Source organism: Dactylosporangium sp. NPDC051087, from assembly GCF_055586325.1.
This window is the reverse complement of record NZ_JBVJIJ010000001.1, coordinates 686,838-703,095: the sequence shown is the minus strand read 5'-3', so window position 1 is coordinate 703,095 and position 16,258 is coordinate 686,838. Positions and strand designations below refer to the sequence as shown.

Annotated in this window: 4 protein-coding genes; all 4 read right to left on the bottom strand. The window is 67.4% G+C overall.

Annotated elements, in window-relative coordinates:
* Positions 1–72: 72 nt before the first annotated feature.
* The 4 genes from ACZ6TV_RS03290 to ACZ6TV_RS03275 are packed head-to-tail and all read right to left on the bottom strand — an operon-like array spanning position 73 to position 16,095.
* Positions 73–2,250 (bottom strand): UvrD-helicase domain-containing protein, encoded by a 2,178-nt coding sequence (locus ACZ6TV_RS03290; protein WP_465294791.1) that lies wholly within the window; start codon positions 2,248–2,250, stop codon positions 73–75.
* Positions 2,247–8,663, bottom strand: coding sequence for a DEAD/DEAH box helicase (locus ACZ6TV_RS03285; RefSeq protein ID WP_465294789.1), 6,417 nt, complete (start codon positions 8,661–8,663; stop codon positions 2,247–2,249). The genes ACZ6TV_RS03290 and ACZ6TV_RS03285 overlap by 4 nt, the downstream gene beginning before the upstream one ends.
* Positions 8,660–13,561, bottom strand: a complete 4,902-nt coding sequence (locus ACZ6TV_RS03280) for a DNA methyltransferase family protein (RefSeq protein ID WP_465294787.1) — start codon at positions 13,559–13,561, stop codon at positions 8,660–8,662. The genes ACZ6TV_RS03285 and ACZ6TV_RS03280 overlap by 4 nt, the downstream gene beginning before the upstream one ends.
* Positions 13,558–16,095 carry a helicase-related protein gene (locus ACZ6TV_RS03275; protein WP_465294785.1) on the bottom strand — a complete coding sequence of 846 codons (2,538 nt, stop codon included), beginning with the start codon at positions 16,093–16,095 and terminating at the stop codon, positions 13,558–13,560. Before ACZ6TV_RS03275 ends, ACZ6TV_RS03280 begins: the two co-directional genes overlap by 4 nt.
* Positions 16,096–16,258 lie beyond the last annotated feature (163 nt).

Below are 16,258 nucleotides of genomic sequence, written 5' to 3'. Positions count from 1 at the left end.
CGAGTGCGCGCCTGCACTGCCGCCTACCCTTCCGCTTGTGATCCGCCGCGCCGAACGCGAGCACGGTCGTGCTCAGTTTGCCTGCAGTTGGACGAGCCGACTGGTAAGGAACGGGCTGGGTGTGCCGTGCCAGGAGACGGCAAGTTCGTCGCGGGCACGGGTGGCAGCGACGAACAGCAGCGACCGGTCCTTCTGCCGTTCGAGCTGGTAGCGCTTCGGGTCGGTGTCACGGTACCGGCTGATCATCTGTCGCGGCATCAGTCCGTCGCTGACCCCGGCGATGATCATTCGCTGATACTCCAGCCCCTTGAACCGGTGCATCGTGCCGATGTGGACGCCGTCGGTATGCTTCGGCCCGTCCGGTCCGATCTCCACGACGCGCACCCCGTCGGCTTCCAGCCGTGTCGTGACGTCTCCGGCAAGTTCCCGGGTCGGCACGCAGATGGCCACTGATCCGTCCGTCGGGTTGCCCCACAGGCGCAACTGCTCGGCGATGAGGTCGCGCTCCTGTGCCCATGTAGCAGCGCCCCGGAACGTCGGCCTGTCGCCTCGCAGGAGTGACCGGTAGCCCGCCAGGTTCTCCTCGCCGCCGTCGAGGTCGTCGTACACCTCGCCGCTCATGATCTCCAATGCTGCGGCCAGGATCTGTCGCGTCGTGCGGTAGCTCAACGTCAGCCGCGAGGAGCGGCCGCGAATGTTGATACCGAGGCTGCCCAGCGTCACATGGTTGTCGTAGATGCGCTGGTGGGTGTCGCCGACGAGGAACAGGTCGTCAGGACCGGCCGGGACCATGGCGCGCAGCATCTTCCAGTGTGCGGCGCTGAGGTCCTGAGCCTCATCGACGACGACGTGCCGGTACCGGTGGCGGCGGAGACTGCCGGAGCTTTCCTCCGAGTTCGTCGCCAATGCGGCTCGGTCGATCTCCAGACGTGCCGCGCGTTCGGCGACTTGCCGCCACGTCCAGACGCCCTGCCCGTCGAGCCAGTTGGTGAATCGTTCGGTGAGCTGCCAGACCTGGTCACGTTCGGCCCTGGTGAGACTACGACCGCGATTGGGCCGGCGGGCCTTGAAGTAGTCGGTCCGCGAGTTGAGCACCTGGCCGAGGATCACCTGTGTCCACTCTGCCGCGAGGAACTCGGCGTCCCACCCGGAGTCGCCGGTCTCCATCAGGAAGCTCTGCCAGAGCTCAGACACCTTGTTGTCGTCGACGACACGCTTCGTGGCACCGGTCTTCGCCTCGGCCACGACACGACTGGCCAGCTTGTCGATGTTGACGATGTCGACCCGCGACACCAACTCCTGGCCGCCGAGGGCAATGAGTCGGGTGCGCAGGTCGGCCGCAAGGTTGCGGTTGAAGGTGGTGAGCAGGATCGGCTTGTCCGACCCGGCCGGCAACTGCTGCACGAGGTGGGCGACCCGGTGCAGGGCGACGATCGTCTTCCCGGTGCCGGGACCGCCGCCGACCCGCGCGGGCCCGCTGTAACGCCGTTCGACCAGTTTCCGCTGAGTCGGATGCAGGAAGATCTGCCAACGCTCGAACGACTCGCCGAGCATGGCCTGCAGCGCCTCGTCATCGGAGGTGACCTGCGTGGCCGGCCGCTCGACGGCGGCCTCGAAGTCCTCCGGGTTGACCGGCTCCTCGGCACGCACCGGGTCGGTGATCTGGGCCAGCACGTCGGCGTACGGCGTGCCGTCGAACAGGGCGAACAGCACGTCAGTGGTGAGCTGGGGTGCGCGGTCGAGCAGTTCGAGCAGCTCCGCTTCGGTGGTCAACGCGCGGATCTGCGGAAGCAGCGGCTCGGCCACACCCAGTTCGAGGAGTTGCGGGTCGGTGTAGGCGTCGAAGAGGGGCTTGAGGACCGGTTCGGGTTCGGGTTCCGGTGGCACCACCCGACCGACGATGCTGTCCCCGACCGGCGCGAGGTCGACCACTTCGATGCCGCCGGTGACCCGGTTGATGCGGTAGGCGTACCGGTCCAGGTCTTTGTAGACCGCGCTGCGGTGCTCGACGGCAACCAGCAGGTAGTCCCGGTCGGCGATGTGCAGCAGCAGTGCCCGGTGTTCGCGATTCACCCGCGCCGACATGAGCCGGGAGTCGCCGTTCAGCGTCTTGAGGTCGAGGCCGGGGTTGTCCGGGTTGTGCCGGAACTTGTGCATGAACTCGTAGACCGCGCCGATATCGGCTCGGGTGAGTTTCATGACCTCCTTGTCGGCACGGTCCAGCATCCGCAGCGTGGCTCCGGTGGTCATCGACGTCCTTCCCCGCTCATGGCTTCGATCTGCGCCGCAAGTTCTTCGACCGACCATTCCTGCGCCGTCCGCGCGCGCCAGCCAGCGGCCGCGTACGCTCGGTCCCGGTCGGCGGTCTCCGGATCGTCGTGCGAGCCGGAGAGCACGATGGCGATGCGCTGGTTGGGCCAGGCCACCTCTGCAGGCCACCCCTGATTGCCGAGCTCGTAGCCGACGACAGGCAGCGGTAGACCGCGACGGGCCAGGCTTTGCACGAGTGCCTCCAGTGCGGACTCCTCCGAATCCAGGTACCGCAGCACCTCCTGCCACGGCGAGTCGGTCTGCACGCTGGGCGGCTCGACCGGCTTGGTCTCCGCCGTGACGCCGAGCCAGGTCGCCGTCTCCTCGTCGAGGGCGAGCGCCCGCTGAGCCAGGACGAGCCCGGTGCCTTCCGTGACCGTGAGGGAGGCCGGGTCGAACGAGTCGACGGTGGACAACGCCAACTGTGCGCCGTCCCCTCCGCCACCGGCCAGGAACTGCATGATGTTGCCCCAGCTCAGCCAGCCGGCCCAGCGTTGCTTGTGGCCGTCGCCGGCCACCGTCGCCGGCAGGTCGTCGATGACTGTCAACGCTGACCACACGGGGGGCGCGTTACGGCTGTCGATGATCATGGTCACCGGGCAGTCGGCGGTGTCCTTTGCGCGAACCAGCACGATCTTTCCCGAGGCTGCCGGTGGCAGCGGCTCGCCGCGCACTGCCGCGACGATGCGCTCGCCGATGCCGCTGGAGTCGGCGGCCGTCTTCTCCTGCGCCTGGACGAGCAGACCGGCAAGAGCCGCTTCGGCACGGGCGCGCCAGCGTGCCTCGTCAGGATCGGCGAGGAAGTGCAACAGCAGGTCGACGGGGTTGGTCCAGACGAACCGCTCCAGATCGGCGGGGTCGGCGTTCGGGGCGGTCTGCCGGTAGAGGCTGCGTGCGGCCTGCTGGGCGAGACCGCCGTACGGCACCCAAGGTGCGGTGCTGTCCGTGTTGCCCCAGGCGTCGACATCGTTCCAGGTGACAGCGAAGACGTAGTAGCCGTGGGCGCGCAGCCGGCCCCGCTTCTCGGCGTCGTCCGCGAGCCGGTTGTACTCCGGCGACGCGTGGTACTTGAACCCGTCGAGGTAGACGGCGACCTCCGGCGACGGCGCGTCGAGGCGCCTGAAGTGCACGTCGGGGCGGGTACCCCGGATGGTGTTCTGCAGCTTCATCTGCCAGTGCGTCACGTCGCGGCCGTTCGGCGCGGTCAGTCGCACATCGGCGATGCGGGCGCCGTCCTGGTCGGTGCGCTTGTCGATCCGCACGCCGGACTGCGGCATGCCCGACCGTGCCAGCAGCTTGTTGAGGAACCGCATCTCCAGCTCACTCTCCACCTGGTGGATGAGCGAGATCTCGTCGGTGCGCGTGCCTTCCTGGATCTGCCAGCCGTCGAGGAGCTGGTCCAGCATGCCGAGCGCCTCGGCCCGGCTCATCAGCGGGAACTCGTCGTTGCGGGCGTAACGCAGCAGGCACCGATGGCACGCCGCCCGGCCCTCGTGCTGGCACATGCAGGCGCCGATCAGTTCGCGGGCCTTCTCCAGGATGCCGCGGAACTCCTCCGGGTGTGCCAGCCGGTGCAGGTACCCGGTGCCTTGCGGCTGGGTGTCGTAGACGACGACGAAGTTCCGGGTGCCGCCGCTCTGCCCGTCGGGCATGGTGGCGCTGGCGATCCGCAGGTGGGCCGGGTCGCCGCCGTATTCGGCGGCGATGCCGAGCCGGACGGCCGCGGCGAATGACACGACCCGCTCCTCCACGACCGCGGTCACCGCAGGGATGAGGATCCGCAGGGCCTCGGTCTGCAGTTCGTGCGCAAGGATCAGCTCGACGTGCTCGGCCGTGCTCGGCGAGCGCCGGTGCTGGCACCACGGCCGGTGATGCTCGGCACCGGGGACCACCGTCGATCCGGACGCCTGCGCGGCGAGTTCCTGGCTGACCACGGGCCTGCCGTCCACGGTCGTGCCGCCGCACGCGGTACACGTGTAGAACGGGTTGATCCGCACCTCGTCGCCGGCGAACGCCTCCGTGGCCCGGTCGAATCGCTGAGCGCCCAGGTTGAAGTGGCGGATCATCGCGTGCCGCGTGTAGTCGACCCCGAAGGTGTCCCGCGCGTGACGCCACGAGTCGACCCGGTCGGGGTCGACGTCAACGGTGACGGTGGTGGCGTAGAACCGGCGGTCACGGTCGTCGTTGTCGTCCCGGATCCGCGCGTCGTCGCGCTTGTCGCGGGTCAGCACCCGGGTTGGCTGCAGCACCTTGAACAGCTGGCCGTGGTCGGCGATGCCCTGGTCATGGCAGCGCGGACACGCGCTGGTGTCCTCCTGCGCCAGATGGGTCCGCACGTACCCGCACTGGGCGCAGACCCGCCACAGCTCATACGCCGGCCGGTCCGCCGGGCCGATGTCCAGCCCGGAGATCTCGTGCTTGTAGCCGCGCACGTAGTACGTGTTGCCCGGTGCGATCTCCACCAGCGCCTGCCGGGCCGGCCGGTCGTACTCGCGCAGCTCACTGTGGAAGCGCCGGGCACCGTCCGGGGCCTGCTCCTCCCAGGTGAGGGTCGCCTCCAGCACGGTCCGGCTGTCGATGAGCGCGTAGTTGGGCAGCAGGCCGAGCTCGACGAGCGTGCCGTGCGCGGCGGCCGACCCGATCTCGGCGAGCCGCTTACGGACCGCTTTCGCCTCGGCACGGAGCATCTTCAGCTCGCGGGCGTGGTCCGGGTCGCTGGCGACCAGCGTGCCCGCGGTCTGGTCGATGCCCTGAAGGCGTCGGCGCAGGTCGGCCAAGCGGGACTCCCATGCTTCCTCCGCCTCCTTGACCCGGTCGGTGATCCCGGTGTCGGCGAACTCTCGCAACTGCTGCGCGGCGGCCAGTGACACGTTGGCGCCGAACAGGCCGAGGAACACCTCGACCAGCCGGCTGCCGTCGCGCTGACCGGCGTGGGCGAGGCTGGCGAGCCATCCGCTCGGACCGAACAGGACGTGAGCGCGGCGGGGCAGTGGCAGCACCCCGGGCAGCCGGTCGCGGGCGGCGAGGTCGATGAGGTGGGCCAGGTACTGCCGGCGCAGGATCTCCACCGCCGACAGAAAGCAGCCTGGCGGGACGATCTGCCCGGCGATCATGTCGCGGGGTTCGGTGAGGTAGTACCGGTCCCGCTCGGACCGGCCGACCAGGGTCAGCACGAACGCGTTGCCGCTCTTACGTCCGGCGCGACCGGCCCGCTGCACGTAGTTGGCTGGGCCGTTGGGCAGTGATGCCAGCACGACCGCGGACAGCGCGCCGATGTCGATGCCCATCTCGAGGGTCGGCGTGCACGACAGCACATTCGGATCGGTGTACCGGGTGCCGCCGCGGAACTGCTGCTCGACGGTCTCCCGCTGGGCGCGGGTCAGCATGCCGGTGTGTTCGCCGGTGACCACCCTGAAGACCGGGCTCTCCAGGTAGAGCCGCCGGTAGTAGTCGTCCGGCGCGGTGTCGTCGGTCACGGCGCGCAGGCGGCCGGTGCAGCGGTACTGCCGGCACGGCTGGCCGATCCAGTCGTCGACCCGCTCCGGGTGCTCGGTCTGTTGCCAGTGGCAGGTGTCGCAGCCGACGCCGGCGGCGACGGCGGCCGTTTCGTCGAGGCGGGTCACCCGCAGGTGGCCGGGCAGCAGCCCGAACACCGTGTTGCCGTCCTCGGTGCTGCCGGCCGCGACGATGCCGGCCGCGGCTAGGGCGGGTAGCAGCCGCGAAAGGTACGCCGAACTCTCGTGAGGGTCCAGGCCGAGGCAGCGGGACGTCCAGTCCTGGTACCAGTTGCCCCGCGCGGTGATCGCGTCGAACTCCGACTTGGCCTTCGGGCTGGCGAGCAGGAACGCGGGCGCTGAGACGCCGCGAGGGAACGCGGGCATTCCCGCCGGTCGGCCACCCCACACCTGCCAGCGGGTGCCACCGCGCTTCAGGTACGGAGATAGCCACTCGTGGTAGATCGCGCCGCGGGTCCGCAGCCGCTCCAGCAGGCCTCGCAGGAAGGCCAGGTACCGCGCGTCGTCCGGCAGCTGCCCGTCGAGCTGCCCCGGCCCGGTCAGCTGGACGTCACGGCACAGCGCCGCGGCCTGCGCCGGGTCGTCGAGCATCACCTCAACGGCGACGGAACGGGTCAGCTCCAGCGTCCGGCCCTGCCGGGCCCGCAGCCCGACCTCCATCACGGCGGCGAACGCGAGCCGCTCGGCGATCAGCGTCCAGGTCTCATGCGTACCCGCGTGCTCGCCCGCGAGCAGGCTGTCAACGCCAGGCTGGTCATGCAGATCGGGCGGCACCACGGTGGACAGGATCTCCGGCTCCACCGCCGCGTCGATCATGTCGACGAGCAGCTCGTCCAGCCCGACCGGTACGCCCGGCCGCAGCTGACTGGCCAGGAGCGAACGCAGCGAGAAGGCGTACGACCGGTTGGCGACGAATCCGGCCCGGTGCGCGGCGTCCTGCACCGAGTCGTTGAACAGCAGCGTCTTGCGCTCGGCGGGCGCCAGCTCGCCACCAGTGAACAGCTGCGTGATGGCCACCGACGCGAGCGTCGCGAGACCCGCGCCGAGGAATCGGATGCCGTGGTCCATCTCGCACGACGGGCAGCGGTCCGCCTCCGCCGCGTCGATCGCCATCACGTCACCCAGCACGACAACCGACTGGTCGGTGCTTTCCCGGTCCCGCTGCGGGTCGAACGGGCGGACGCGCCGGCCGTACTCCAGCACCAGCAGACCCCGCGACCGCTGCTGCACCTCGTCGTCCGTGGCGGCGATGAACGCCCGCACCCGCCGCTTGTCCCGGCTCACGCTCGCGCGGTAGATCTTGTCCGGATCGACCTCGAGCTCGGTCGGGTCCTTCTCGGGCGACAGCGCCATCCAGCCGGACCGTCCGCAGTGGCGGCAGTAGATCGCAGGCAGCCTCTGGTAGCGCGTGTCGGCCACGACGGCGTCGATCTCCGGGGCGAACGGGTCCAGGTCGCGCGGCGGCTCGCCGTACCAGCCGAACAGGGTCTCGTTGGCGACGCCGCGCAGCAGGCGCGACACGGCCCGGACCCACAGGTGGGTCTCGATGTTGAGCAACGGGCGGCCCGGCGCCTCCGGGTTGTGCGCGAGCGACAGCAGGCCCACGAACCGTGCGAGGGCCTTCGCGGTGATCTCGGGCCGGGTCTTCATCGCGCTGCCCCAGCCGGTCGCGTTCTTGCGCGGCAGGATCTCGATGACCTCGCCGAAGGTCCGCGGCTCGACGCCGAGGGAGTCGAGTACCGCCTTCGTCAACGGATGCTGTCGCAGCAGCGTGCCGAGGCGCGCGGGGTCCTTCACGCAGTCCTCGCCGAGCAGCAGTTCGGCGACCTTCGACATCGGGTCGCCGCCGCGGTCGTCGACCGCGGCGAGGTCCTCCGGGTCGGGCAGCGGCAGGTTGAAGTCCTGGTGGGCGACGAACTCGCCCGGCTCGTAGCGGTCCTCGCCGACCAGCGAACCCTCGTCGAATGCGACGCCGAACACCTGCTCGGCAACTTCGCGGATCGCCGTCCGCCCGTCCTTGCCGCCGCCCTCGCCGAGCGTGGCGGAGGTGGCGACTGGGCAGATCGAGCCGAGCGGCCGGTCGCTGCTCAGGCCAAGCGCCGCGCCGAGACGCCGCAGCAGCATCGCCACATCAGTGCCCTGCGCGCCGTCGTAGCTGTGGAACTCGTCCAGGACCACGTACGCCGGGTCAGCGCCGTCCCACAGCGGCAGGTCATCGGCCCGCTGCAGCAGGAGGTCGAGCATCTTGTAGTTGGTGATGAGGATGTCCGGCGGCGTGCGCCGCATCTCGGACCGCTTCGTCATCACGTGCGCGTACTCGGTGGCCGCCACGTCACCGATGTAGAGACCGGCAGTGACCTGGCTGAGCGCCGGGTCGGAGAGCAGTTCGTTGATCCGCTGAGTCTGGTCGGTGGCGAGGGCGTTCATGGGGTACAACAGGATCGCCTTGACGCCGATTCGACCGTTACGCCTGGCACGCTGACAGTGGTCGAGCACCGGGATGAGGAACGACTCCGTCTTGCCTGAGCCGGTCCCCGTGGTGATCAGCGTCGGCTCGGCGATCTTATCCTTTGTGGACAAACGTTCAAACGACTTGGCCTGATGAACGTAGGGCGTGAACCCGTCGGGTGCCCACTCCAGGTGAGAGCGCCAACCATCGCCCGCCGGCCGGAATGGCGTGCGAATCCTTAGGTATGGGCCACGGAAGACGCCGTGCTCGGGGTGAGACAGAAACCGCTCAAGCCCTCGTCGGACGCCCCCATCGGTCAGCCCGAACGTCGTGGTCAGGTATTGGGTTAGGCTCACCTGCAAGGTGTTGGCGGCGACGGTCGGCCTCATGATGGTGTCCACCCTGCATCAATTGCATCCTGCAGCCGTTTACTGAACACTGCGTGCGCCTGACGGTACTCATTTTCCCGATCTGCCTTGTAAAACGGGGGTGTGTAACCGTCCGGCATCGAACTCCGCTCCGGATTGTCCAGGTAGGTCGTCAATTGTTCGTAGTGCTCCTTGGTCTGCCCGAAGCCGAAAGCGTACGGATCGGCAGCGAGGCGTCGGCCGGTCGCGTCGAACCACATCTGATCCTCCCGATCCGTGAGGATTGGGTACCGCGAGCGCAGGATCGCGATCAACTCGTCGGTCGTCATGCCCAGCCAAACGGCGACGAGCGCGTCGATTTCGACAAGCGCGCAGCGACGCTCACGCTCGGTTCGCAGTGGGGTTGCTGGCAACCAAGCGGACTCCACGTCGCTTAGCGGTCGAAGCGCCGGCCATCCAACCGCCCAGCGTTCGCTCGACCAGTGCACGTTAAACAGGGATTGCCATAGTTCGCCGTAGGCCTGCGTCAAGCAGTTGAGTCGAAGGGCTCGGAGTAGAAGCGCATCGGCAAGCGGATGCCGAGGGTCCACGTCGGGCATGAGCTTGGCTTCCGCGGCGCCGTGGTTTGTCCGGCCTGTGATTCGAAGTAGATAGTCCAACGGCAAAGCGGACCAGAACCCCGCCACAAGGGCCGTCAGCCGAGCGTCGTCGAACGCTAAGGAATGGACGGCGTGCACGTGGGCAGGCCCAGGCACCATCAAGGAGGCAAACAACGACCGCTCCGTGCTCTTCGGGTCGATCATTGCCCGCCAGACCAGTCGGGGATAGGTGGTGTAGGAGCGGTTCTCCCATAGGTCTTGAGCCTGTTGGTAGGTTACGACGTCACAACCGCGAACCAGCGCTACCCGAGGTACGAACTCCTCTGCGAGAATCGGAATTTCTAGCGAGACCCAATCTTTGCCATTCTTGAATGGATTGTTCGGCTCTTTAGCAAAGGGTGTCGAGATGCCGAAATGCGTGCCTTGGAGCACGACGTCCGCCAGCGACCCGACGTCACTGGCTTGCTTCTTCAGAATCCCGGCTCGCTTGGCTAGGCCTTCGTCGTAGCCGAAGCTGATGTACGGCTTTCGGGAGGCGAGGCGCCTATCGACGCTAGCCAGCGCCGAGATCGCTCCCTGTTCCAGCGTGGTAATCGGATAGAGCAGCGGTGTTTGCTCGATCGGCGCCGTCTCGCCGCGGAGGCGGCGCCACGTCTCGAGAAGACTCGCGTCCACTCGGATGACCCTCGCCCTGTGGGGACGAGTATCCCATTTGCCACGAGACTTCTGGCCGGGCTCAACGCCGGTGCCATCATGCACGAGAGATTCGGTGACCACTCTGGCGCCGAAAAGTTGACTGAGGTGCAGAAAGTCAACTTCCTGCTCGTGTCCGTAAATGTGTACGCCGAATTCGAGAGTTCTCCCCGGATCGGCAAATGCCCAGTTTGCCGCGTTGACAAAACTGCCGTGCAGGCGAAGGTACCGGTATGCCGCGGCGCGCAGCCTTCCCTCATCGACGCCGCTGAAGTGAGTGTCAGGGTGAATTAGTCCCGAGGTGCCGCTCGTACTCAGATGGCGCCAAACGTTGCACATAAAGGCGCGATATAGGTTCGGCCGCGTGCCTTCGAACAAGGGATAGGTCGCAGGGCTGCCGAGGGATGCACCGATGCCGCTGTTGAACGTTAGCTCTGCCAAATAGCTGGCTCGGGACTGCGACGGTTCGAGCACCTTGATCCGGCGATCGGCTTTGACCAGAGCATCCGGCTTGTCTGCCAGCTTAAACCACGGGTCGATTTCGGCAAGTACTGCGTCTTGCTTCCAATCGGGTCGCACCCACGGAGGGTTGCCCACTTGGAGATCGAACCCGCCCTTGGCGAAGGCCTGGGCGAATGCCAGCTCCCAGTGGAAAAATCCTTGCTGCTCGACGATGGCCTCGGCCGTCTGCATCCAGGGAAAGCGGTCCGCGAGACGGAACGACTCGTCCATGCCCATCAAGCCGACCAGGTCGTTTTCGTAGACGCCGAGCTCGCTTAAGGACTCGAAGTCGCTCACCAATGAGTCCGCTGGGATGTCTGAGCGGCCGATGAGTGCTTCGGCGAAGGTAAGCCAGTCGTCCAAATCCGCAAGCGGTACCTGCTTGCGGAGCTGTTCGGCCACCGTCATCTTGCGGGTGCCAGCTACCTTGGTCGGTAGCCTGAGTTGCTGTGGCTCTACCTGACCGAAAAGGTCTTGCGTCTCGTAGACCGTCGACTCGTCGTACACCGGTAGATCCTTGACGTGGGTGACCTCGACAGACCCGGAAAGGTAAGCCGGGTCGGAGCCGTCAAGCAGGCCGACCTTGTCCAGCGGCCAGAACCACAGCGCGCACCAAACGTCCATCAGGGTTTTGAGCCGCCAGTACGGCGTGTCGGGCCTTGTCAGGTCCGCAAGGACTTTCTCGCGTGGAACTGCTTCGGAGACTTTCGGCAGATTCTGCGCTTCCCACACATTGACGTCGCGGCGGATCTCTTGCTCGGAGATTCCCAGGCGTCGTTGCACCAGGTGCCACAGGTACTCGACGCGAAAGGCCAGTGCTTGCAGCCGTTTCACTTGTGACTGCTTTCCCTTGGCCGACGGCACGCGCTTCATCGCCGTCCGCCACTTCTTGAGCCTGTCGACCTCCATGGCCGCGAGCTCGCGGGCCTCCTTTTCCCCGGCGACCACGCCCCAACCGTCGGCGGGCAGCAAGAAGTGGTGGATAGTGCCCTCATCGATCGGGCCGTCGCGGAACGGCTGGTCTTTGGGCGCCGTCGTCAGCCACGACTTATCGGCGAGCTGCTTCGGAGTGTATGTCTGCCGACGCCCGCCGATCAGGGAGTTGCCGCGCTGGAGGTGCAGGCCGAACCAGGGAGCCTGGAGCCCGGCGTGCATGACGTTGAGCCAGAGCGACACCTCGGCAAGCTCAACAGCGGTGCGGTTGAGGTCGACGCCGTAGCAGTTGTGCAGCGCGATGTACGCCTTTGCCCGCTGGAGTTCGAGGTGATACTGCTCTGGGTCGAGGCTAACGCCGAGCTCCTCCTGGCGGCGACGCAGGTACTCGGCGGCAACCTGGTTGATGGCCTCATTGAGGAACGCGCCCGAACCGAGCGCCGGTTCGCAGATAGTCCAGTCGAGCAATTCCCGGGCCGGGGTGACGGTGCCGCCCTGGTCGAGACGGTACTTCAGCGCGAGCTGGACGGTGACCTCGGTCAGGGACTGCGGGGTGTAATAGGAGGCGCTGGTCTGCCGGTCGCGGCCGGCGAGCCGGTAGACGAACGAGCCCGGCTCGTACGTCACCCGGCTACGGACGCCGGTGTAGGCGTTCTCCTTGTAGACAAAGACACTGTCGTCGTACTCGTCCACTTTGGACGCCGGAATCATCCAGGAGCCGTCCTTGGGGTCGCCGTTCTTGGCCACCTCGTAGAGCTGCTCGACCGCGACGAAACCGGTGTAGGACATCAGGCCCTCGTAGACGGCGCCGAGCTGGTTGATGCCGAGCTGTGCGTACGAGATGAAGCCGCCCCGGCCCTTCCCGCTGCCCTTGCTGAGCATGAGCCGGCGCAGCACCTGGTACATGGTGGCGTTGCGCAGCCGGGTGTCGAGCCTAGGGCCGTCGGGGTCGTCCGGGTCGCTGCCGGGCTGCGGGATCTGCCGGCCGATCAGCCTGATCGCGCTGGGCAGGAAGAGGTCCGACCGCATCGGCTCGAAGCGCAGGCCCTCCCCTTCGCTGTCCTTCTCCTCCGCCTGCTGGCCGTTTCGCGGCCGGTGACCCTCGTTGACCATACGGAACAGCAGGTCGAGCGACTCGTACAGGTGAAAGCCGCCCTCGGCCGAGGGGGCCATCCGGCGCGAGATCAGGTCGCCGAGACGCCCCAGGCTGTAGCCCTCGACGTATTCGGGGTCGTTCGCAGGCAGGACGCCCAGTTCGGGTCTCGCCTCGGCGTACAGCAGGAACAGGATCCGGTACAGGTAGCGCAGCGCCTCGCGGCCCAGTTCCTTGGCCAGCTCGTCCAGGTCCATCACCTGCTGCGGCTGGTAGCCGGCCTGGCGGATCCGGTCGAGCACCTCGTTGGCGATCAGTTCGACCGAGACACGCAGCCCTTCACGCAGCTCGCTGGAGACGCCGACCGCGTGCTGACGGGAACCGGCAACCAGGTCGGCGAGCGGCTCGCTGCCGCCTTCCGCCGGTGGGCGCAAGGAGTCGGCGCCGAACAGCGCCGCGATGACGTCGAGTTCCTTGTCGTCGTTGCGTCCGTACGCGATGTCGAGGCTCACCGCGAGGTAGCGTCCCTCACCCCAGACGCTGCGATCGGCGAGGGTGATGACGCCGCCGCTGAGGATCAGCACGTAGCGGGGTGGGTTGTCGGTGGCAAAGAGCCAGGAGGCGAGCTTCGCGCCGGTTTCGATCGTCTGGCCGTCCGCAAGGGTAACCGGAGTGAGCAGTCGACCGGCGTCGGCGGGGTCTTGGGCGGCGTCGGTATCGGCCGCCCAGCCGCAGTCGATGGCGACGATGCCGTGGCCAGCAGTCAGGTCGGCGTGGACGACCGGAATTTCGTGGTCCTTCCCGGCCCGCTCGACGGTGACGATCTGCGGCGCGGGATCGAAGCTGAGCTGTTTCAGGATCTCGTTGTGCAGTTTGCGGAGTCGGTCAGGGTCGAAGAGCTCGAGGTCGGCCAGTTCGGTCTTGGCGTTGAAGTAGTCGCGGCGGAAGCGGCGCAACCCGGCCCGTGGTGTGACTCGGCCGGCCTTCTCCTCCTCTGCCCACCGCTTGTACAGCCCACCCTTGAGGGTGGTCGGCAGGACCTCGGCGAGGTAGTGCGCGGAGAGGTATTCGCCGCGGTTGGTCAGCGATTCAAAACTCATGCGACAGTCTCCGGAGCGTTGACGAGGACGGCGAGCACGCGCAGCAGCGGATCACCTGCGGCTTCCAGCCGGTCGAGCAGGTCGTTCTGCTCATCGACGGTGGCTCGCACCCGAGTACGGCGCTTCTGCTGCAACGGGGCCGGCAGCTCGTCCAGCAAGCTCTGCTGTTCGAACCGCGTGAGCCGTTCCCGGTATCTGCGCAGCGGTTCGGCGTTGGCTGCGGCCCACTCGTCGCGCTTGTCCGCAAGGTGCCGGCGGGCGGCGGCGACGGCTTGCTGTACCAGCGCCTGCACGTCGTCAAGCGGGACGGCCACGGCCCGGTTGACCATCTTCGGGCCGACGCCGGCCGCGGCCAGCGCCTCGTCCATCGGCTCGATGACCGGCGTGCTGGGAAGCCCGGACACCGCCATCCACTCAACCACGGTGGGCTGGCCGAGGCGGTTGCCGTAGACGCCCTGTACCAGGAAAACCGGACCATCGACGTCCGCGGTGAGGACCGGCGCCTGCTGGCGGCCGAGCCGGATCAGCACCTTGTCGACCAGCCAGTCGACCATCGGATGAACATCGCTGAGGAACGCGATGTCGGGCCAGGTCGTGGTCGTGGCCTTGCGCGCCTCGTCGAGTTTGCGCTGCCCAAGCTTGCGGTCAAAGGTGACCTTGAGACGCAGCTTTTCGCCTTCCTCATGCGCCTTGAGGTACGACTTCGGCAGGTCGGATAGCCGGTGCATGAGGTCGTCGGGGGCTAGAAAAGTCATCAGTTCGTCCTCGCGGCGCAAGTCGATGGCGTCCTCGGGCTTGTCGTCGTAGAGCTCGCCGAGCGCAACGTCGACAAACTCGCTCGTCGAGTCGAAGAGCTTGGGCACCCGCGCCCGTGGCGCCTCGATCGACGCCGGAGTCTCCCCGATACCTGCCACCAGGTTCGCCAGCACGTCCACAGAGAAGCCGGCATCGTAGGACTCGTCCACTGTCTTGCCCTCGAGCAGGTCCTTGACCAGCCGGTCCTCTTCCACCTTGGCGTCGTACAGGCCGGTCATCGCTTCGACGCTGCCGAGGCTGCGGTGCGCGATCTCCTCCCGGTCGAGCAGCTTCTCGGCGACCGTCCGGTCGTCCTTGGCGTCGAGGACCTCGGAGGTAAGGATCAGGGCGCGGAACTGCGGCTGGAAGCGCTGCCCGTAGCGGTCGATGCGGCCGTTGCGTTGCTCGATGCGGATCAAGCTCCACGGGATGTCGTAGTGGATCAGGTGGTGGCACTGTTGATGCAGGTTGACGCCTTCGGAGGCGACGTCGCCGGTGAAGAGCAGGCGCACCTCGCTGCTTTCCAGCTCGAACTCCTGGAGGACCTTCTGCTCGTCGGCGTCGGTCAGCCCGCCGTGCATGACGCGAACCGCGCCGGGCTTGAGGCCGAGCTTGCCCGGCACGACCTCGGCGAGCCACTTCAGCGTCGGTACCCGCTCGGAGAACACCACGGCCCGCATCGTGCTTCCCGGCTTGATCCCGATCTTCTCGAGCTCGGCGACGAGCCGGTTGAGCTTGCTGGAGTCGCGGTCGGTCATGACCGACGTCAGCTCGGCCAGCCGGTCCAGCGCGACGGCTTCGGTGCCGGTCGCCTTCTTGCGCCGGGCGTCGACGGTGGCTGCGAGTGCCTTGTGGGAGGAGAGGAAGGACTTCAGCAAGGTGTACGGGAACAGCCGGTCCAGGCCACGCAACGGCTGGTCGCTCCACTGGCCGGCCAACCACACCTCGGTCAGCTCGGCGAAGATCTTCTCTTCGGCGGGGCTGGCGGGACAATGCAGCGGCACCGAGGGTCCTCGGTCGGCCCAGCGGTCGCCGATGGCGTCGCGGACCTCCGGGCTGATCTTCGTGCGGCGCAGGTACAGATGCTCGATGTCCTTCGCCTTGTAGTCCTTCTTGTTGGCGATGGCGGCAGGGTCGAGCAGCGAGATGAGCTCGGCGAACGACTCCTTGTCACCGTTGTGCGGGGTGGCGCTGGCCAGCAGCAGCGCGTCGGTCTTCGCCGCCAGCCGCCGGGCCAGTTCGTTGCGCTGGGTGCCTTTGTTGATGAGATTGTGGGACTCGTCGACGACGACGACGTCCCAGGTGATCGCGTCGAGGTGGTGGCCGAACTGGCCGGCGTCCTTGAGCGTGTCGACCGAGATGATGGCCCGCTTGAAGTAGGTGAACGGGTTTCGGCCTGCCGGGATCTCCTGCTGGATGCGCTGGATGCCGGTCGAGTCGAGTCGCACGAGCGGGATCGCGAAGCGGGTCCACAGCTCCCGCTGGAACTGCTCCAGCACCTGCTGCGGCGAGACGACCAGAATCCGGTCACCGCGGCCGCGGCGGATCAGCTCGGCAAGGATCAGCCCGATCTCCAACGTCTTGCCCAGGCCCACCACATCGGCCAGCAGGATCCGTGGGCGCAGGCCGGACAGCGCCAGTTCCACGGGTCGCTGCTGGTAGGGCAGCGGGTCCAGCAGGAAGCGGTCGGCCAGCGCCAGCCCTCGCTCCGATCGTGGCAGCGGGGTGCGCCGCAGCACCGCCTCGAGGAAGAGCCGGCCGCGGCGGAACCGTGACGAGGTGTCCTGGACGAGGACTGTGTCCTCCGGCCGCATGGCGTGGACGTCCTCCAGACCGGTGAAGAAGGTCGCTTCCACGTCCTGCACGAACTCCGACACGCCGACGGCCTTGATCATGGTGCCG